The sequence below is a fragment of the Clostridium uliginosum genome, from assembly GCF_900112485.1.
Classification (GTDB): domain Bacteria; phylum Bacillota; class Clostridia; order Clostridiales; family Clostridiaceae; genus Clostridium; species Clostridium uliginosum.
Map to the genome: position 1 here is coordinate 1 of NZ_FOMG01000025.1, position 21,255 is coordinate 21,255.

Below are 21,255 nucleotides of genomic sequence, written 5' to 3' on the forward strand. Positions count from 1 at the left end.
TATTTCATATAAATATTATGCGCAAAAAAGTGGATTCAAATTAATGAATCCACTTTTTTTATCGGCTAGTATCAAATTTATTTTGATACAGCCTCTTTTATTTTATATGTTATATCATATAATTTCAGTGTATAATTTATGTTAATAAATCATAATATTATAGGTATACAGCTAAAAATCGGAAAATGGTGATTAAATGAGTAATAGGAGATTAAGCATAAAAAAACAACTAAATTTATTAATACATTTAATTGTAAAGATTATAAATGATGATATTTTTGCACTAGCTTCTCAATTAGCATATCATTTGTTATTGTCATTCCTACCATTTATAATTTTTTTAATAACTTTAGTAGGATTTAGTAATTTAACATCCATACAAGTATTAAATGGAATAAAAGCTCTTGTGCCAAATGCTGTGTTTGATTTAATATCATCAACAGTGGTAGAAGTTTTTGATAAACAACATACAGGATTATTAGAAGTATCTATCTTATTAGCATTATGGACATCATCTTCTGGGTTCAAAGCAGTAATCAAGGGCGTAAACAAAGCATACAACTTTAAAGAAACAAGATCATTTATTAAAACATCAATAATTTCTATGATTAGTATTTTAGCATTAGCAATAACTATTATATTAGCATTAATAATGTTAGTATTTGGAAACGTAATAGAGAACTATATTTATAATATATTACCATTTCAAAGAATTGTAATACCACTTTGGAATATTTTTAGATATGTTTTTGTGATATTTATTATGGTATTTATATTTGCAACTATATATAGATTTGCACCACCTCAAAGATTAAGGTGGAAAGAGGTAATACCTGGATCTATATTTAGTACGATAGGTTGGATGATAATATCTTATGTATTTTCATTTTATATTAATAATTTTAGTAATTATTCTAGATTTTATGGGAGTGTTGGAGCTGTTTTTATATTGATGACATGGCTTTTTTTAGTATCTATGATATTTATTTTAGGAGTAGAGATAAATTGCGTATTAGAACAAATAAAAAATAGAAATTGAAGTTTAGGCATATTAAAGAAAATAACAAGCCAAAGATGAGACGTATATTTTGAGTCAGACAAGGAGATGAAATTAATGCATAGCAAGCTATGGAATGATTTTATCGACATAGTATGACGCAAAATAGACTAGCATACTGACTTGTTATTTATTTTAATATGCCTTAGGCATATTAAAGAAAATAACACATAAGCATACTGGTCTGTTATTTTTCTTTTATGTGCCTTATGTTTTTACAAATAATGAATATAATAACACTAACTGGATATAATCTTAAAAGAAATATTCAGGAGGTGTAATATAAATGAATAAGATAATATTGGTAGGAAGATTTATTAAAGACCCTGAACTTATGCATATTCAAAATGAAAATAAGGTATATACTAAATTCATAATTGCAGTAGATAGGTTATTTAAAGATTTAGATGGAACCAGAAAGGCTGATTTAATACCTGTAATAATATGGGGTAAGAAAGCAGAAGTTATATGTAAATATATGAAAAAGGGTAGTTGTATAAGTTTAAGCGGAAGACTTAAAACTGGAAGCTATGAGAATAAAGAAGGAAATAAGAGATATACAGCAGAAGTTATAGGAGAAGACTTTAAATTTATAGGAAATAAAAAAGAAGAAAACTATATTAACGAAAATGTTAATCAGTAGAAGAATAAAGATCTTTATTTTACAATGCCTTATTCAAAGATTTTATTTATGTAAATAATTAAATTGAGGAAAAAATATTACAATTGTTGAAAAAAATTGTATATGTGTTATAATGTATATGTAAACGATAACTAAACATGTTTTTCAATTATGGTAATGTAGTGGATTATAGGGTTTTAAATGGGAAATAAAAAAAGGGCTTATGCTCTTTTTTTATTTCCTTAATTAATAAAGAATTCGACAAATAGTACATATATGAACTTAATATCATTTAAATGTTAGTAATAAATATCAACTTACAAAACTTATTGTCAATAAAAAAAATAAATTACTTATAGATAAGGACATGCTTTGACATATTCTCAAACTTTCTTGTGGTAATATTTATTTAATGGTATGAATTAAGAAAGGATTGATGATGTATTATGGAAATAATTGAGGAGTATATATCAATAAATAATATTAATGAATTTAAATATAACTATAGGCTTACTAAATCAATTTATAATGGAATAATAGGATATGGTATAGAAATACAAAAACAAGATTGTACAGATAGCCAGGATATGGAACTACAAAAAGATGGAGTAAGGTTAATTTCAGTTCATAGACATAAGGTAAAAAAAATACTTATGAAATTATATAATAATCAAGTATCTCCAATACATTTAATTGATGTTATAGGTTCATATGTAGATGAGCATGTATATGAATTTGATGTAGGTATGCAAAGCATGGCAATAAATTAAAGTCATATATAAGTGTCAATTAAACATTTTGTTTATTATATAGTAAAATAGTAATAGAAGAGAGGTGTAATATTGTGATCATCGGAATTGGCACTGATATAATAGAAATAGATAGAATAAAAAATATTATTGAAAAAACCCCTAATTTCCTTCAACGATTTTTTACAGTAAAAGAAATTGAGTATTTTAAGCTAAAAGGGTTAAAGGCTAATACAGTAGCTGGAAACTTTGCAGGTAAAGAAGCAGTAAGTAAGGCTTTGGGCACTGGCTTTAGAGGATTTGGCTTAAAGGATATTGAAATTTTAAGAGATGATTTAGGTAAACCAATTGTAAACTTAAGCCATAAAATAAGTGAAGTATTAAAAATTAAAGAGTTAAATATATTTATAAGTATATCTCATAGTAATAAAGATGCTATAGCATATGTAGTATTGGAGGAGAATTAAGGTGGAGGTTTTTTTATCAACTCAATGTAAAGAAATTGATAAAATTACAATTAATGATATAGGTATTCCAAGTATTATTCTGATGGAGAATGCAGCAATTGCTGTAGTTGGAGAAATAAGTAGCAAGGGAGAAAGTTTTTTTATTCTTTGCGGACAAGGAAATAATGGAGGAGATGGACTAGCAATTGCCAGACATTTGATATCACAGGATAAAAAAGTAAAGGTTTGTATTGTTGGAATAAATGAGCGATTTTCTAAGGACTTTTTAACAAATTTAACTATACTAAAAAATTTAGATAAAGTAGAAATTACTCAAATAAAGCAAGAACAAGATATAAATCAAAACTTTATTGAAAAAATTAAAAATTGTGATGTAATAATCGATGCAATATTTGGAGTAGGACTTAATAGAGAACTTACAGGGGTTTTTAAGAAGTTAATAGAGAAGGTTAATAGCAATTCAAAATTAATTGTATCAATTGATGTTCCATCAGGATTGGACTGTGATTTAGGATTAGTACAAGGAATTTCAATAAAAGCTAATTTTACTTATACATTTGAAGTTCTAAAAGAAGGATTCTTAAATTACAATTCAATTAAGTATTTAGGAGCAGTTAAGGTTTTGAAAATAGGTATTCCTGAAAAAGTAAAGAAGGATAATAGCAACAATCTTTATATATTAGATAAAAAGGAATATAAAAGTTTAGTGCCTGAAAGAAAAATATATGGTCATAAGGGGAATTATGGCAGAGTAGTTATTATTGCAGGAAGTACTGGATTTACAGGAGCAGCTTTTATTGCTACAGAATGTGCAGTTAGATCAGGATGTGGACTGGCAACATTAGTTTGTCCTAAAGAAATTCAATCAATACTATCTAATAAGTTAATAGAAGCTATGACTATAAGTACAGAAGATAATGGCATAGAGAAATTATTAAATGAAGCCGATGCCATTGCTTTTGGTCCTGGATTAGGATTAGGAGAAGAACAGAAAAAATTATTAGAAAAAGTGATACAAAATACTACATGTCCAATAGTAATTGATGCAGATGGAATAACATTGCTAGCAAAAAATAAATTACTATTAAAGTATTTAAGTGGAAGAGCTATTATCACACCTCATCCAGGGGAATTAGCTAGATTTCTTGGAATAACAATTAAGGAAGTTGAAAGTAATAGAATAAAAATAGCTAAAAAGCTATCCAAGGATTATAATATTATTGTACTATTAAAGGGATATAATACAGTTATTACCAATGGAGAGGATACCTATATAAATCCTACAGGAAATAGTAAGATGGCTTCTGGAGGCATGGGAGATGCATTGACAGGAATAATAACTGCATTACTTTCTCAAGGAATGAATTTAGATAAGGCTGCTCTTTTAGGTGCATATATTCATGGGGATATAGCAGATGATTTAGCTAAATACGCGTACATAATAAATGCACGTGATATTATAGAATACTTACCATTAAAAATTAATAGTATATAAGTTCCAATAAAGTTTGTTCATTAATATAAATTTTAGAACACTTATAAATACTATGATTTAACTACTATAGTGAGGAACTTATATAGAAAATTTATGATATATATGATTCTAAGTAGATATTGTTAATTAAAGATATAATTTATTATAAAAATTAAATAAAAGTTTATAGATGTATTAAATTAATTAGAATATATATATTATTGAAACTAATTAAGAATAAAACTCCAAAGATTGTCATAATAGTATTAAAGTATTAATAAATTTTTGGAGGAATCATGGACGAAAAAAAAAGTTTGATTAAAAGAAAATTAATAGTTCTAATTTTGTTACTTGTTCCAATTATCACAATTTTCTTAATTGTTTTATTTAGATACATTTTATTACCATCTAATGAAAAGATAATAAATGACTTGAAAAATATAAATTGCTATAGTACAGGAGTTGAGTACATTTTCAAAAATTCTAGAGAAGAATTTAGAGAGGAAACAACTCAATATTATAGCAAGGATAAGGGTTTTAGAATAGAATTTGGACAAGAAGGAAAACGTGTTAAAGTTTATAAAGGTGGAGAAATTCAAGTTAAACAAAATGAAAGTGATAATTTTATTCTTAATGAGGGCATAGATGCAATTTATCCAGTAGCATTTATAGATAATATATTATCAAATAAAATATCAGAAGAAATAAAAGAAGGAAAAGAGGAATGGGGAGATGGTGATTACTTAGAAGTTGATATAAAATATAATATTAAAAACAAGCATTTTAATAAAGGAAAATTCTATATTGATAAAAAAACAAAATCTCCGATATTATTGAAAATTTTGGATGATGAAGATAAAGAAAGAGTTATAATAATATATAAGGACTTTAAAATAGAGAAACAATTAAGTGATGATTTGTTTTAATCAATGTAGTAATTTTATGATATATCCCATTAGCACTTGCAGAAGAGTTTCTAAAACAATAAATTGAACAGGAGGTTTCATCTTTAGAATATGCAGAAGCGTTATCAAAAATAGGAATTCAAAAGAAGAAAGTTGCAAAAATACATATAAATTTAGATACTGGAATGGGTAGAATTGATTTTCTTCCAACCTAAGAAAGTATTTTAGAAGTTGAAAAAATAAGTAAGTTAAAAAATTTAGCGATTACAAGATTCTTCACTCACTTTTTAACAGCGGATGAAGGGAATAAAGAATATACAAAAGAACAGATTAAAAAGTATAAATGGTTTTATGAGGAGTTAGAAAAAAGAGGAGTAGATGTTGGTATAAAACATATTTTAAATAGTGCAACAATTTTAAATTTGCCAGAGGCATATTATTATGCAGTAAGGCCAGTCATTATATTATATGAATATTACCCATCAGAAGAAGTACAAATTAATAAAATAAATATTAAGCCAGCATTAACATTAAAAAACAATGTAGTACAAGCTAAGAAAGTGCACAAAGGTACATATATATAAGTTATAGAAGGAAGTTTGTTACAAATAAAGAAAGTATTATAGCTATTTTACTAATAGGATATGCTGATGGATATAGTAGAACTTTATATAATAAAGCTAAAGTTAGAGTAAAAGGAGAGTTGGCACCTATAATAGGTAAAATATGCATGAATCAATATATGGTAGATGTATCATCAATTGATGGAGTAAAAGTAGACAATGTTTTAATTGGTGAAGAAAATGAGTCGAAATTTACAGCTGATGAAATGGCAAAATCATTGAATGCAATAAGCTATAAGGTTTTTTGCATAAGTGGTAAAAGAGCTCCTAAAATTTATATTAACAAAAGAAAAAAATAAAAACTAAAAATTATATATAATATCGCAAAAATAAGACAAATCCTTTGACATGTTGACATAATTTGCAATATAATAAGTATTATACATAGGACTTTTTATTACTATGGAGGAGAAATTATGTCGTATTTTGAGGATAAAAAATTAATAAACAAGGAATTCAAAGAAAATGAAAAAAATAATAACTCTATAGATGATTCAGTAATACTATATATTGAGGAGAAAGATTCAGCGGATTTTAAAGAATTGATGAAAAAAGGCTATCAAGAAATGGCTGAATTAAATTTGGAACTTTCTAAATTGGGGTTTGAGAAGATGTTAAATGATGTTAATGAGTATGAAACATGGCTTTGCGGAGTGTGATTATTTAAATGGCAACTATGGTAGTAAAAAGAGGCGATATATTCTATGCAGATTTAAGTCCTGTCATAGGATCAGAACAGGGAGGAATACGTCCTGTTATTATAATACAAAATGATATAGGAAATAGATATAGTCCTACAGTTATTGTTGCAGCAATAACATCTCAAATAAATAAAGCAAAATTACCAACTCATGTTGAAATTTCTTCAGAAGAGTATGGGTTAAATAGGGATTCAGTTGTATTATTAGAACAAATAAGAACCTTAGATAAAAGAAGATTAAAAGAAAAAATTGGACATATGACTGAGAGTGATATGAAAAAGGTTGATAAATCACTTACAATAAGTTTGAGTTTAAGTTAAAGAAAGGAGCTGTTTCAAAATAGAAGTATTTCTACAGAGAGACAGCTTTTTTACATATAATTTTACAAAAGTATAGTAATAAGTTAAATGATTATTTTTAAATAAAAATAAATTTCTATATTTAAGGTATTTTAAAATATATTAGAAAAGGAGTTATTATATTGTATGATAATTATAATGAAGAACATAAGATAAATAGGAAAGATAGAGTAAATCAAAAATTAAAACAACTTACAAGGGAAATAATTTTTGATAATAATAATTTGAGTAAAAAGATAGGATTTGAGGCAAGTTATTTAGCAAAAGAATTAAATATATCTAGAAATAATGTTAGCAAGGAGTTAAATTGTATTTTAAATGAAGGCAAAGCAGTTAAAATATTAGGAAAACCTGTACTTTATTTAGACAAAGAATACTTGGAAGCTACTTGTGGAATAATTATCGAGGAGCCGATTATAAAAAAGTATGATGAATTAAAGGAAATTATATTAAAAGCATTAGATTTAGATACAGTAAGACCAAAGGATAAAGTGGAGAATAAGAAAAAAACCAATGATGAAAATAAGTCTAATGAGAAGAAAAATTTAGTTTATGAAACTGGTAATAGTTCAAGCAATAAAAAGAATAAAGATGAAGATATATTTGATAATATAATCGGTAGCGAAGATTCACTAAAAACACAGATTAAACAAGCAAAAGCAACAATACTATATCCACCTAATGGATTGCATACACTGTTAATAGGTCCAACTGGAGTTGGAAAGACTACTTTTGCGGAAGTTATGTATAGATATGCTATAGGGGTAGGGCGATTAAAACCTAATGCATCATATGTTATATTTAATTGTGCTGATTATGCTGAAAACTCTCAATTATTATTATCACATTTATTTGGTCATGTAAAAGGAGCTTTTACAGGAGCTGATTCTGAAAAAAAGGGGTTAGTAGATCAAGCTAATGGGGGAATACTTTTTTTAGATGAAGTTCATCGGTTACCGCCAGAAGGACAAGAAATGCTATTTTCATTAATGGATAGAGGAAGTTATCGTAGGTTAGGTGAAGCTGAAAGTACACGAGAAGCAACAATACTTTTTATAGCAGCTACTACTGAAGATCCAGAGGCATCTATACTTAGCACTTTCTTAAGAAGAATTCCAGTAACAATTAAATTACCTAGTCTAAGTAAACGTTCTCTGAAGGAGAGGATGAAACTAATATGCCAATTTTTAAAAAATGAATGTGTTAAAATTAAGGCACCACTAAAAGTATCAAAAGAGGTTTTAAAAGTATTACTACTATATAAATGTCCAGGAAATATAGGACAGCTTAAAAATGATATTCAGCTTATTTGTGCTAATGCTTTTGTAGAATATATAACTGAAGATCAAGAATATGTACATGTAAAGCTATCTCAAATTTCTCAAAAGTTTAAAGAAGGGTTATTTACGATTGAAGATAAGAGACAGGAATTAATGCAATGTTTTAATCTAAATGAATTTGAGTCCATAACCTTTGATAGTTCAGGTGAAGATTTAGGTGATAACTTAAATGGGTTATTATTATACGATGAATATAATACTGAAGAAGACTTCTATGATTTGATGTTAGAAAGAGCTCAAAAATTTTATGAAGGTGGTTTTTCAGTAAATCAAATTAGGGAAAACATAAGTAGTCAAATACAACATCGATTTAATAATATACCCTCTACAGAAAAATCACGTAATTTAATGTTAGATAAAGAGGTTTTATCAAAGATTGTAACACCAGAAATTGTAGATATTATAAAAGATTCATTTTGGGAGACTTCGGATGAACTTGGTAAAAGTATAGATACAAAGCTAATATATAGTTTAGCATTACATATGGAAACACTTATAGAACGATTAAGGCTAGGGAATATATCAATATACCCAAATTTAGAAATAACTTACAAACAACATAAAGAGGAATTTGCTATAGCTGAAAGAATAAAAATTAAGCTTCAAGAAAAATTTTCAATTCAAATTCCTAATGATGAGGTTGCTTTCATAACAATGTTCTTATATTCAGTAAACACTAAAAAAGAACATGGTAATATTCAAGTTTTAGTTATTGCACATGGAAATGCAACTGCTACAAATATGGTGGACGTTGCAAAAACTTTATTAGGATATAATTGTCTTCATGCTTTAGATATGCCGTTAGAAGAAAAAGTTGAATTTACATTAAATAAGGCAACAGATATAGTTAAAAAAATAAATAAAGGTAGTGGAGTACTTTTATTAGTCGATATGGGTTCTTTAACTACATTTTCAGATGTAATTACAGAAAAAACTGGTATATTAACGAAGACAATAAAAATGGTTAGTACACCAATGGTTATTGAAGCGGGTAGAAAAGCAATGACACCCAATGTAGATATGGATATGCTAATTGAGAGTGTTAATAGTGTAAGTTCATTGATAGGAGAGAGAGTAAAATTAAATAATGCACCTATAAAAATAAATTATCAAAATATGAATTGTAGAGAGTATGTAGTGGATATGCTAGATGATGTTCTTACATTTTTAAATGTTAAAAAAGCATCTAAAACATTAAATGAAATCTTAGATAAAATATCATTAGCATATAATCAAAAAATTGATGATGGAATGTATATAAAATTTTTATTTCATTGTTCATGTATGATTGAGAGAGTAATAAGAAATGAACCCTTGCCATATAAAAAATTTTCAGAAATTAAAAATACTAAAGAGGAACTTTTTAATGCTATAAAAGATAACTTTGTTTTAGCAGAAGAGGTATTTGGTATAAGTATACCTGATACTGAATTAGCATATGTAGTTGAAATGATTGATATTAATTTTAATGTATATTCTACAAATATATAAAGTGATTTTTATTAGATTCTGTTTTTATATAGTGTTGATATTGTTACATTTTTGTTCAGTGGGCATTAGAATTGGACTTTTAGAACTCTTAAGTGAGAGTCCGAATTTTACATTTGGTTTCTCGAACTTACTCAGCGAACGAATGTGAGTCGAGTTTCCTTGAGTATTGTCACATTAATTGCTTGTCCGAAGATTGTCTTTGGAGCAAGCTGGAATGGGACTATACTCATTTAGATGTTCTTAAGTTTAATTCTTTAGCCCACTGAACAATATGTAACAATATCAACACGGTTTTAAAGAAGAACCTAATATTAAAAAAAGCCTGAATGTGTATTCACATTTAGGCTTTTTTAAATACACATTGAGATACACATTAAGTAATTAATCTAAAAGAATATAATTGCTAAAAATATCGTAAGAGATAAAAATAATTTTTCTAAAAATAAAATATCGTGTAAACCTTTAAATAACTAGATTCCAAAGTGTATTTTTTGTAGTATTCACATGGTGATACACATGAAATGAGTTATTTGGCACAAGAGTTGCTTAATATATATGCATAAAGACAAACTTAAGGAGGTGATTTTCATGAAGGGAATCTTATTAGTAACTCATGGAAAATTTGCAGACGAAATATTAAAAAGTGCCGAACTTATTGTAGGTAAGCAAGAAAAAGTATTAACTTTAGGACTTCAACATGGAGATAGTATTGAAGTATTAGGTGAGAAGGTTGTAGAATCTATTGAATCACTACAAAGTGATAATGGGGTTTTAGTATTAGTAGATCTTTTAGGAGGTAGTCCTTATAATGTTGTAGCATTAAATTCAAGCAAAATAAGTAAGGGTAAAGTTAGATGTATAACAGGTGTTAACTTACCAATGTTACTTGAAGCTATTACAATGAGAGAATGTTATGAACTAGATGAATTAACAGAACATTGTATGGAGGTTGGTACAACAGGAATAAAAGAATTATTTAAAGAAATAGAAGCATTAAAACAAGCTAATTAATAAAAAATAATTTATAAAAGGAGTCGGTAAATATGTTAAATATAGTACTTACAAGAATAGATGATAGATTAATTCATGGTCAAGTTGCAACAGCATGGTCAAAAATTACAAAGGCAACTAAAATTATAGTAGTAGATGATACAGTAGCACAAGACTCATTTATGCAAATGGTTTTAAAATCAGCAGCTCCATCTTCAATTAAAGTTGAAATATTTACTGTAAACGATGCAGTTGAAGCTTTGAATAAAGATGATGATGGTGAGAGAGTAATAGTGTTAGTTAAAACACCTGTGACTGTACTTAGTCTTGTAAAAGCTGGTGTTGCTATAAAAGAATTGAATCTTGGTGGAATGGGAGCAAAACAAGGAAGAAAGCAATTATATAAAAATATTTCTATTTCAGAAGATGAAAAACTTGCATTTAAAGAACTTATTGAACTAAATGTAAAGGTTTTTATACAAATTGTTCCTGATGCAAAACAAATTTTATTTGATAAATTATAGTAGAAAAAGGCAATTAAGTAGATAAATTATTATAGTATTCAACAATTTACATTTATTTATTAAAATCAAGTAACAATAATTTTTAACATAAACAACTCAAATGATGATAGGAGGATGAATTTATATGCAAGTTACAATTTTACAAGCTGTATTAATTGGATTATTTTATTACATATCATGGAGTCCATGGTTTACTTATGCTGGATTCTTCACATTGAATAGACCATTGGTAGCAGGTTTTATAACAGGAATAATATTAGGACAACCATTAGAAGGTGCATTAATAGGTGCAGGTATAAACGTTATTTATTTAGGGTTTATATCAGCAGGAGGTGCTCAAATGGGGGATCCTGCTTTTGCAGGATATGTTGGTACTGCACTTGCGTTAATTTCAAATTTGAATGTTGAGACTGCAATGGCGATAGCCGTACCACTTGGAACTATAGCTACAATTTTATGGATAGGAAAGATGACAATTAATTCATTTTTTGTTCACTGGGCAGATAAAGAAGTTGAAAAAGGAAATATAGATTCAGTGGCCTTTATAAATGTAGTGCCACCACAAATAGCACTTTTCCTACTTAGCTTTATACCAGCAGCGTTAGTAGTATATTATGGTCCAAATGCTGTATCAGGAATGCTAGAGATTTTAAGCCCTAAGGTATTGCATGTATTTAATGTAATAGGTGCAATGTTACCAGCACTAGGTATTGCAATGAACTTGAAATTAATAGGAAACTCATTTACAATGCCATTTTTTGTACTAGGAATTATAATGTCAGTATATTTTAAACTTGATATAGTTATTATTTCTATCATAGGAGTAGTTATTGCATTAACTGTAACTGCTATAAAAAATAGTAATTCAACTTCTAATGCATAGAAGTAAATTGAGGGGAGGAACCATATATGTCAGAATTAAATGCTATGCCTACAAATAAGCCAGTTGAAGAAAATGAAATTAAAACTTTAACCAAAAAAGATGTAATAAAATCTTGGATTAGGTGGTTTATGTTTGCACAATCAAATTATAATTACGAAAGATTACAAGCTACATCTTTTGCACATTCAATGTTACCTATAGTAAAGAAGTTATACAAAGGTAAAGAAGAGAGAAAATCTGCGGTACAAAGACATTTATCGTTTTTTAATACAGAACCTGTTTGTGGATCAGTTATCCATGGTATTACTATAGCAATGGAAGAAGAAAAATCTAATGGTAAACCAATAAGTGATGAAGGTTTTAACGCTATAAAAACAGGCTTAATGGGACCTTTAGCAGGTGTTGGAGATACATTAACACAAGGTATTATTACACCAATTTTACTTGCTATATGTATAGGTATTACTAATACTAAAAATATTGCAGGTCCTATAATTTATATAATATCACAATATACTATAATGACTGGCATTTCATTGAGTTTATGGATGAGCGGTTATAAGCTTGGTAAAAAGGCCGTAGAACAGATATTACAAGGTGGCAAGATTAATAAAGTAATTGAAACAGCATCTATACTAGGAACTCTTGTAATGGGTGGACTTGTTGGTAGATTCGTTAATTTAGAAACTAGTCTTAGTTTTAAAATGGGAGAGGTTGATTTCAGCTTACAAAAAGATTTGTTAGATAAATTAATGCCAGGATTGATACCATTTGTATTGACAATAATTGTATTACATATGATTAAAAAAGGAATTTCTCCAATTAAATTAATGGGTATACTTATAGGCGCAGGAGCTATTTTAGGAGCTTTAGGTATATTCTAATATTTAAAATATAGGCTATGTTTTAAAACCGTGTTGATATTGTTACATATTGTTCAGTGTGCTAAAGAATTGGACTTAAGAACATCTAAATCAGTATAGTCCCATTCCAGCTTGTTCCAAAAACAAGTTTTGGACAAGCAGCTAATGTGACAATACTCATTAAGAGTTCTAAAAGTCCAATTCTAATGCCCACTGAACAAAAATGTAAAAATATTAACACTCTTTTAAAACATAATTTAAATATAAAATATTTCCCGTATAAATAAAGATTCAAAAGATTTAAAATATCAAATTAAAACACTATAAAAATATTAACTAGGGAAGTGATAAACATGGAATTAAATATAAATAATGTAAGTAAATTAGAAATAAATGATTTTCTAAAAGGTGTATTACAATGCAAGTGTGGTAAACCTCATAGCATAGGATTAGAACATGTTTTAATAGAAAACAATGCAATTAAAAAGTTACCTAGTATATTAAGAGAATTAGGTTTTAAAAAAGCATTAGTTATAGCAGATAATAATACTTATAAGGCTGCAGGAAAATATGTAGAAAGTGTATTAAATGCAGAAAAGTTCAATCATAAAAACTTTATATTCCCAATTGAGGATGATCTTGTTCCAGATGAAAGTGCTGTAGGAAAATTGTTTATGCAATATGATAAAGAAATAGATGTTATTGTAACAATAGGTTCAGGTACACTAAATGATTTGGGAAAATATGTTAGTTATAAACTAGGAATTTCATCTGTTATAGTAGCTACAGCACCATCTATGGATGGTTTTGCATCAAATGGATCTGCTTTAATAGTAGGAAATCTTAAAACTACTTACCCAGTTGAAGTTCCTAAGGCAATCATTGGAGATGTTAACATACTAAAAGAAGCACCTATGGAAATGATTTTAGCTGGTTTTGGAGACATAGTTGGAAAATATTCAGCATTAAATGATTGGCTACTTAGTAAAATTATAAACAAAGAGTATTACTGTGATGTAACTGTTAAAATGGTTAATGATTCTATACAAAAATGTATGGATAATTCAGATGGCATGGTAAAAAGAGATGAAACTGCTATAAAAAATCTAATGGAAGGTTTAGTTTTAACTGGAATTGCAATGAGCTTTGTTGAAAATTCAAGACCAGCTTCAGGTTCAGAGCATCATCTAGCTCATTACTTAGAAATGATGTTCTTATTTGAAGGAAAGAAAGCTATACTTCATGGAACAAAGGTAGGAATAGCCACAATTATAACTACAAAATTACGTGAAATTGCATCTAAGCATGAAATTGATTTTGATAAAGTTATTGAAAAAGCTAAGGCATTCGATGAAAGTAAATGGCAAGAAGACATTAAGAAATATTATAAAAAAGCAGCTCCAGGAATTATACAAATAGTTGAAAAAGAAGATAGAAACTCTATAGAAGACAGATTACAAAGAATAAATACTATTAAAGAGAATATAGATGAAATAAGAAAGATTATATCAAATGTACCTTCAGCAGATGAAATAAAAGCAATTCTAGAAAAAGTAGGAGCAGCATCTCATCCAACAGATGTTGGTGTTGATAATCAAACTTTATTAGATGGAATAATTATGGCTAAAGAAGTTAGATCTAGATATACAATCTTAAACTTTTTAGGAGACTTAGAGCTTTTAGAAGAATTTGCGCCTGAAGTTACAAACTATTTAAATGGAGGAGAGAAGTAATATGCTAAACAAATGTAAAGAGCTAGAATATGAAGATAAAGCAAAGACATTATTGAAAAAAGTAAAATGCTTTATCCTAGATTTAGATGGAACAGTTTACCTAGGTAATAAAATTTTAGATGGATCTATAGAATTTTTGAAGATACTAGAAAAAAACGATATAAAGTTTAAATTCTTCACAAATAACTCTTCAAAAAATGCTAAATTTTATGTCAATAAAATAACCAATATGGGTTATGAGGTAAATGACAGTATGATGATGATATCTAATGAAGTAATAATAGATCATATAAATAAGGAATTACCTAATAAAAAAGTGTTTGTTTTAGGTAATGAATACTTAAAGAATGATTTTATAGATTCAGGTATAAATGTAGTAGAGGATGATGCTGACGTAGTTATAGTCGGATTTGATACATCATTAGCTTATGATAATGTTACAAAGGCTTGTGACTTTATTAGAAATGGTGCTAGCTTTTTAGGAGTAAATCCTGATTTCAATTGTCCAATAGAAAATGGATTTATGCCAGATTGTGGAGCTATATGTTCAATGATTACAGCCTCTACAGGAGTAACTCCAGTATTCTTTGGTAAACCATCTCCATACACATTGAAGTACATACTTAATGATATGGGATTTAAAGAAGAAGAAATTGCTTTTGTAGGAGATAGGTTATATACAGATATTGCTATGGGAAAAGGCAATGATTTAGTTACAATTTTAGTTTTATCAGGAGAAACTAAAATAGAAGATTTAAAGGAATCACAAATACAACCAACATTAATCTTTGACTCATTAAGAGATGTAGGAAACCTATTAAAAAAAATAAGTTAATTTAAATCTATTGTATTAACACTCTTCTAAAATAATTAAGTAAATATTTTCAAGTATATGCCATGAGCTATAAAACTCATGGCATAATTTCATATGACTAAACAGAGTTTTTTATTTTACATAGTGTTTAGTTTTCATATTAATAGGTATACTATGTAGTAGAATAATAATCTTTTAATTTATCTGAAAAATCTATTAATCAACATATTACATCAAAGTAATAAAAGTTTTATTTAAACCATACAAATAATTTAATAAATTATATATTAAATGAATTTTTTATATTTTTTAGTTGTTAACATAATTATATAAATAAATTTTTAACCTTGAACAACAACAATTAAAATCTATTTATGATTTATTTTGTCATTCTTATAATTTTTAAGTTGTTTTTTAAAATAAATCATCATAGAGTATTTTATAAAGCTAAAAATATAGATAGAACAAAGCTTTGCAAGATTTTCATCCAAATTCATTGGAAGAATTTTTATACATATAAAATAGTAGTTTATGGAATTGTATAAGTATACAAATAACAAAGCTTATGATAGAATAAAAATAATTATGGAAAGAAAAATATGTTCTATATAAGGCACAGTTTTGGTCTATTATTTTCTTTCATGTGCCTAAGTAAACTAATCATAGGAGGATTGTAGTATGAATAATAACAAAGAAAAGCTTCAAGAAATATCAAAGCTTATAAGAAAAGACATAGTATCTATGCTTACTGAATCAGCATCAGGTCATCCAGGTGGTTCATTATCAGCAGCAGATATAGTAACAACATTATTTTTTAATGAATTGAACATAGATCCTAAAAATCCTAAAGATCCTAATAGGGATAGATTTGTATTATCAAAGGGACATGCTGCGCCAGTATTATATAGTGCATTAGCAAGAAAAGGATATTTTGAGGTAGAAGAATTATCTACTTTAAGAAAAATAGGATCAAGATTACAAGGACATCCTAACATGAATGATCTACCAGGCATTGATATGTCAACAGGTTCATTAGGTCAAGGAATTTCAGCAGCAGTTGGAATGGCATTAGCAGGTAAATTAGATAATAAGGATTATAGAGTATATACTATATTAGGTGATGGTGAACTTGAAGAAGGCCAAGTTTGGGAAGCTTCAATGTCAGCAGCTCATTATAAATTAGATAATTTAACAGCATTTGTAGATTATAATGGATTACAAATAGATGGAAACATAGAAGATGTAATGAATCCAGCGCCAATTGATAAGAAGTTTGAAGCTTTTGGATGGAATACTATAATAATAGATGGTCATGATTATGATCAAATTTTAGGTGCAATTGAAAAAGCAAAAAATACAAAGGGAAAACCTACAGTTATTGTATGTAATACAGTAAAAGGTAAGGGTGTTTCATTTATGGAAAACCAAGCTAGTTGGCATGGAACAGCACCTAGCAAAGAACAATGTGAGCAAGCATTAAAGGAAATTGGAGGGGAGAACTAATGGGTAATAAAATAGCAACTAGAGAAGCTTATGGTAAGGCATTAGTAAAACTTTCAAACATAAATAAAAATGTTGTAGTATTAGATGCAGATTTATCAAAATCAACTAAAACAGCAGATTTTAAAGCTGTTGCACCAGAAAGATTTATTAACATGGGAATAGCAGAAGCAAATATGATGGGGGTTGCAGCAGGACTTTCAACTTGTGGTAAAATCCCATATGTTAGTACTTTTGCAATGTTTGCAGCAGGAAGAGCTTTTGAACAAATTAGAAATTCACTTTGTTATCCAAAATTAAATGTTAAGGTTTGTGCAACTCATGCAGGATTAACAGTAGGTGAAGATGGAGCATCTCATCAATCTGTTGAAGATATTTCATTAATGAGAAGTATCCCTAATATGACAGTAATCAATCCAGCAGATGCAGTAGAAACAGAAGCAGCAATTTTAGCAGTAGCAGAATATAATGGACCTTGTTATGTAAGATTAGGAAGACTTGCTGTTAGTGTTATAAACGATGAAAATACTTATAAGTTTGAAATAGGTAAGGGGATAACTTTAGCACAAGGTAATGATTTAACAATTATAGCTACAGGGATAATGGTAGAATTAGCTTTAGAAGCTAAAGAATTATTAGCTAAAGAAGGAATAAATGCAAGAGTAATAAATATTCATACTATAAAGCCTATTGATAAGGAATTAATAGTTAAGGCAGCAAAAGAAACTGGTGCAATAGTTACAGCAGAAGAACATAGTATAATTGGTGGACTAGGATCAGCAGTTGCTGAAATAGTAACAGAAGAAAATCCAATTCCAGTATTAAAAGTTGGTATTCAAGATACTTTTGGAGAAAGTGGTAAGCCAGATCAATTATTAAAAGCTTATGGACTAACAACTGAAAGTATAGTAGAGAAAGCAAAAAAGGCTTTATCATTAAAAAAATAATTAAGAATTTTTTAAGATGACTAAGATAGCAGCATTTATACATTATGCTGCTATCTTTTTTTGTCTATATTATTGGCTATTTTTTAAGTGAATGTTGATATTGTAATATAAAGCTCATGGACAGTGGAATTTATATATAAATAAATAAATTATTATATTAAATTTATTGACAGAATAAAGAAATAAATGGCAAAATAGAGATAGGATTGTGAATTAGGCACATAAAAGAAAATAACAAGTCAAAGATGCGACGTATATTTTGTGTGAATCACTTACTAAGTGAGTGTATATGAGTCGAGCTTCCTTATGGTGCAAAATAGACTAGCTGACTTACTTGTTATTTATTTTAATGTGCTTTACTTTGAATAAGAAAAAAATAAATGTGGAAATATAAGATTATATTCTTTATTTGGAGGTGACTAGTTCATTAATTATGGAGGGGGATATGCTAAAATGAAAAACATAAAAGAATATGGGGTAATAACTCTAGGAATAATTTTAGTAGCATTATCAGTAGAGTATTTTTTTGCACCTAATAATCTAGCAGCTGGAGGAGCAATGGGAATAGCTATTATTATAAATGCATTTTTTCCTAGTTTTTCAATAGGAGCAATAACATTTATATTAAATGCGTTGTTACTTATTGTTGCTTTTATATTTATAGATGGTAATTTTGGTGTTAAAACTATTTATGCTAGTTTAGGGTTATCAGTAATTATATGGTTTATAGAGAAGGCATTAAATCCAGTAGCTATAACCAATGATTTAATAATAGCAACTATTTTTGGAACTTTAATTTCAGCCTTTGGTATGGCTTTAGTTTTCAATGAAAATTCTTCTACAGGGGGAACTGATATACTAGCTAAAATTTTAAATAAGTTTTTTCATATTGATATAGGTAAATCATTATTAATAGTTGATTTTATTATTACATTTATAGCTGCTTTAGTATTTGGGGTGGATATAGGTTTCTATTCAATGCTAAGTGTAATAATTCTTGGAATAGTTATAGATAGATTTATAGAAGGATTTAATATATGTAAACAGGTAATCATTATCAGTGATAAGAATTATGAAATTAGTAAGTATATAATGGAAGTATTGGAAAGAGGTTGTACTTTTTTAAGCGGTGTTGGAGGATTTAGTGGAAATAACACTCCTGTTTTATATGCTGTTTTAGGTAGAGGTCAATTTATAAAATTGAAGAAGTTTATAAAGTCTATAGATCCTAAGGCCTTCATAACAGTTGGAGAAGTACATGAAGTTTTAGGAGAAGGCTTTAAAGACATTGAATAAGGCATATTTCAAAAAATAACAAGTAAGTATGTTAGTCTACTTTGTCTTAAGATAAGTTCAACTAAATTCATCTGGAATATAAAATTCCACCTGAAAAAGTGTCACTTTATGTTATACTACGTTGGCATGTTCGCCTAATAGATAAGCTATTAGGCAAACATACCTACTTGCCTTACGCAAAATATACATTACATCTTTGACTTGTTATTTTCTTTTATATGGCTAAGTTTATACAATTAATAAATTTGTATAACATTAAAAACTCTTCTTATGATATAATGTTTTTGTAAGTTTTACAAACAATTTGTATAATTTTACTTAAAAATAAAGGAGAGTTAATTATGATTGAATTTAAAAGTATATCTAAAATTTATGATAATAATGTAAAAGCCTTAAGTGATATTAATGTTGAAATAGAAACGGGAGAATTTGTTTTTTTAGTAGGGCCAAGTGGATCAGGTAAATCTACTTTTATCAAGATGATTCTAAAAGAGATAGAACCTACAAACGGGAAACTGGTAATTGGAGGAAAAGAACTATCAACAGTCACTAGAAAGCAAATTCCTTACTATAGAAGAAAAATAGGAATGGTATTTCAAGACTTTAGATTAATATCAAATTTAAATGTTTATGAAAATGTTGCTTTTGCCATGAGAGTAGTAGAAGCATCTCAAAGAGATATTAGAAGAAGAGTTCCGATGGTACTATCTCTAGTTGGTTTATCTCATAAATACAAAATGTTTCCTAATGAATTGTCAGGTGGAGAACAACAAAGAGTTTCTTTAGCAAGGGCATTAGTAAACAACCCATCAGTTTTAATTGCTGATGAACCTACAGGTAACTTAGATCCAGAAACAGCAAGAGAAATAATGGGATTGCTAGATGATATAAATAAATCTGGGACTACTGTTTTAATGGCAACTCATGCAAAAGAAATTGTTGACTACATGAAGAAGAGAGTTATAGCTATAGATAGAGGAGAAATAATAAGAGACGAAAAGAGAGGTAGGTACGAAGATGAAAATTAATACAATTACATATTTTATAAAAGATGCTTTTAAAAGTTTAAAAAGAAATAGAACTATTAGCTTTGCTTCAATACTTACAGTACTTATAACTTTTTTTGTTCTAGGTGTATTTATATTACTTGCAAATAATATTAATCAAGCAATTAGTAGTGTACAAGATAAGGTAGACCTTAAGGTGTTCCTTCAAGATGATATAAAACTTATTGATCAAAGAGAAGTTGAAATAAAGTTAAGAGAAGTTGAAGGAGTTAAAGAAGTAACTTATCAATCAAAAGAAGATGCATATAAAGCTGTACAAGCGACAACAAATGAAAATGAAGGATTATTAAAAGGATATACATTAGAACATAATCCATTCCCAGCTTCTTTTACTGTTAAATTAGAAAATCCAGGATATGCAAGTAATGTAAGCTCAGCATTAGATGGTTTTAATGGAGTTCAAAAAATAGACGAGCAACAAAAAATAGTTGATGGTATTGTAAAGTTTGTTAAAGGTGTAAATATGGTAGGTATTGCATTATTTGTAGTATTAGTTGGAGTTTCTGTTTTCTTAATAATGAACACAACAAAGATAACGGTTTATTCAAGAAGAAGAGAAGTAGGAATAATGAAGTTTGTAGGAGCTACAGATTGGTTTATTAGATGGCCATTTATTATAGAAGGTATGGTAATAGGTGTGTTAGGTTCAACGTTATCATGTATTGCATTATTCTTTGCTTATAAAGGAGTTTTTGGTTGGATTGCTTCAATGATGATGTTTGTAACACTTGTACCTCCAACATATATTTTGCAAGTGATGTTGTGGGAGTTTATAGTAGGTGGAATTTTAGTCGGAGGAGTTGCTAGTGCATCTGCATTAAGAAAATTCTTAGTAGTATAATTTCTGTTA

21 protein-coding genes and 1 pseudogene are annotated in these 21,255 nt (G+C 27.9%); all 22 read left to right on the forward strand.

Annotated features, from left to right (window positions below; all coding sequences use genetic code 11):
* The first annotated feature begins 196 nt into the window (after positions 1 to 196).
* The 22 genes and pseudogenes from BM027_RS13960 (at position 197) to ftsX (ending at position 21,246) form a co-directional block, all read left to right on the forward strand.
* A complete protein-coding gene (locus tag BM027_RS13960; protein WP_090093094.1) occupies positions 197 to 1,039 on the forward strand; it encodes a YihY/virulence factor BrkB family protein in 843 nt (280 codons plus the stop codon).
* Between the two features lie 304 nt (positions 1,040 to 1,343).
* On the forward strand, positions 1,344 to 1,700 hold the full coding sequence (locus BM027_RS13965) for a single-stranded DNA-binding protein (RefSeq protein ID WP_090093095.1): 357 nt from the start codon (positions 1,344 to 1,346) through the stop codon (positions 1,698 to 1,700).
* A gap of 425 nt (positions 1,701 to 2,125) precedes the next feature.
* Positions 2,126 to 2,449 (forward strand): DUF6514 family protein, encoded by a 324-nt coding sequence (locus BM027_RS13970; protein ID WP_090093097.1) that lies wholly within the window; start codon positions 2,126 to 2,128, stop codon positions 2,447 to 2,449.
* Between the two features lie 74 nt (positions 2,450 to 2,523).
* The gene (acpS, locus tag BM027_RS13975) at positions 2,524 to 2,895 is read left to right on the forward strand and encodes a holo-ACP synthase (RefSeq protein ID WP_090093101.1); all 372 of its coding nucleotides are present in this window, start codon (positions 2,524 to 2,526) and stop codon (positions 2,893 to 2,895) included.
* Position 2,896: 1 nt separating this feature from the next.
* A complete protein-coding gene (locus BM027_RS13980) occupies positions 2,897 to 4,390 on the forward strand; it encodes an NAD(P)H-hydrate dehydratase (protein ID WP_090093103.1) in 1,494 nt (497 codons plus the stop codon).
* Positions 4,391 to 4,665: 275 nt separating this feature from the next.
* Positions 4,666 to 5,295 (forward strand): germination lipoprotein GerS-related protein, encoded by a 630-nt coding sequence (locus BM027_RS13985; protein ID WP_090093107.1) that lies wholly within the window; start codon positions 4,666 to 4,668, stop codon positions 5,293 to 5,295.
* A gap of 62 nt (positions 5,296 to 5,357) precedes the next feature.
* Positions 5,358 to 5,858 (forward strand): annotated as a pseudogene (locus BM027_RS18930) (alanine racemase).
* Positions 5,855 to 6,196, forward strand: coding sequence for an alanine racemase C-terminal domain-containing protein (locus BM027_RS13995; protein ID WP_278320250.1), 342 nt, complete (start codon positions 5,855 to 5,857; stop codon positions 6,194 to 6,196). Before BM027_RS18930 ends, BM027_RS13995 begins: the two are co-directional and overlap by 4 nt.
* Positions 6,197 to 6,313: 117 nt before the next feature.
* Positions 6,314 to 6,556 (forward strand): hypothetical protein, encoded by a 243-nt coding sequence (locus tag BM027_RS14000; RefSeq protein WP_090093114.1) that lies wholly within the window; start codon positions 6,314 to 6,316, stop codon positions 6,554 to 6,556.
* Between the two features lie 8 nt (positions 6,557 to 6,564).
* Positions 6,565 to 6,918 carry a type II toxin-antitoxin system PemK/MazF family toxin gene (locus BM027_RS14005; protein ID WP_090093117.1) on the forward strand — a complete coding sequence of 118 codons (354 nt, stop codon included), beginning with the start codon at positions 6,565 to 6,567 and terminating at the stop codon, positions 6,916 to 6,918.
* A gap of 161 nt (positions 6,919 to 7,079) precedes the next feature.
* The gene (locus BM027_RS14010; RefSeq protein ID WP_090093119.1) at positions 7,080 to 9,788 is read left to right on the forward strand and encodes a sigma-54-dependent transcriptional regulator; all 2,709 of its coding nucleotides are present in this window, start codon (positions 7,080 to 7,082) and stop codon (positions 9,786 to 9,788) included.
* Positions 9,789 to 10,376: 588 nt separating this feature from the next.
* The gene (locus tag BM027_RS14015) at positions 10,377 to 10,799 is read left to right on the forward strand and encodes a PTS sugar transporter subunit IIA (protein WP_090093122.1); all 423 of its coding nucleotides are present in this window, start codon (positions 10,377 to 10,379) and stop codon (positions 10,797 to 10,799) included.
* Positions 10,800 to 10,831: 32 nt separating this feature from the next.
* A complete protein-coding gene (locus tag BM027_RS14020; RefSeq protein WP_090093125.1) occupies positions 10,832 to 11,302 on the forward strand; it encodes a PTS sugar transporter subunit IIB in 471 nt (156 codons plus the stop codon).
* Positions 11,303 to 11,426: 124 nt separating this feature from the next.
* Positions 11,427 to 12,185 (forward strand): PTS mannose/fructose/sorbose/N-acetylgalactosamine transporter subunit IIC, encoded by a 759-nt coding sequence (locus tag BM027_RS14025; RefSeq protein WP_090093128.1) that lies wholly within the window; start codon positions 11,427 to 11,429, stop codon positions 12,183 to 12,185.
* A 26-nt stretch (positions 12,186 to 12,211) separates the two neighbouring features.
* Positions 12,212 to 13,069 (forward strand): PTS system mannose/fructose/sorbose family transporter subunit IID, encoded by an 858-nt coding sequence (locus tag BM027_RS14030; RefSeq protein ID WP_090093130.1) that lies wholly within the window; start codon positions 12,212 to 12,214, stop codon positions 13,067 to 13,069.
* 332 nt (positions 13,070 to 13,401) lie between these two features.
* Positions 13,402 to 14,781: a sn-glycerol-1-phosphate dehydrogenase gene (locus BM027_RS14035; protein ID WP_090093133.1), complete on the forward strand. Its 1,380-nt coding sequence runs from the start codon at positions 13,402 to 13,404 to the stop codon at positions 14,779 to 14,781.
* Position 14,782: 1 nt separating this feature from the next.
* Entirely contained in the window at positions 14,783 to 15,616 is an 834-nt protein-coding gene (locus BM027_RS14040; RefSeq protein ID WP_090093136.1) for an HAD-IIA family hydrolase, read from the forward strand.
* Between the two features lie 657 nt (positions 15,617 to 16,273).
* Complete coding sequence (locus BM027_RS14045) at positions 16,274 to 17,098, forward strand: transketolase (protein WP_090093138.1); 825 nt, start codon at positions 16,274 to 16,276, stop codon at positions 17,096 to 17,098.
* Positions 17,098 to 18,042, forward strand: coding sequence for a transketolase family protein (locus tag BM027_RS14050; RefSeq protein ID WP_090093141.1), 945 nt, complete (start codon positions 17,098 to 17,100; stop codon positions 18,040 to 18,042). Before BM027_RS14045 ends, BM027_RS14050 begins: the two co-directional genes overlap by 1 nt.
* Positions 18,043 to 18,495: 453 nt before the next feature.
* A complete protein-coding gene (locus tag BM027_RS14055; protein ID WP_090093144.1) occupies positions 18,496 to 19,338 on the forward strand; it encodes a YitT family protein in 843 nt (280 codons plus the stop codon).
* Positions 19,339 to 19,679: 341 nt separating this feature from the next.
* Positions 19,680 to 20,366 (forward strand): cell division ATP-binding protein FtsE, encoded by a 687-nt coding sequence (gene ftsE, locus BM027_RS14060; protein ID WP_090093147.1) that lies wholly within the window; start codon positions 19,680 to 19,682, stop codon positions 20,364 to 20,366.
* Positions 20,356 to 21,246 (forward strand): permease-like cell division protein FtsX, encoded by an 891-nt coding sequence (gene ftsX / locus BM027_RS14065; protein ID WP_090093150.1) that lies wholly within the window; start codon positions 20,356 to 20,358, stop codon positions 21,244 to 21,246. The genes ftsE and ftsX overlap by 11 nt, the downstream gene beginning before the upstream one ends.
* Positions 21,247 to 21,255: the final 9 nt, after the last annotated feature.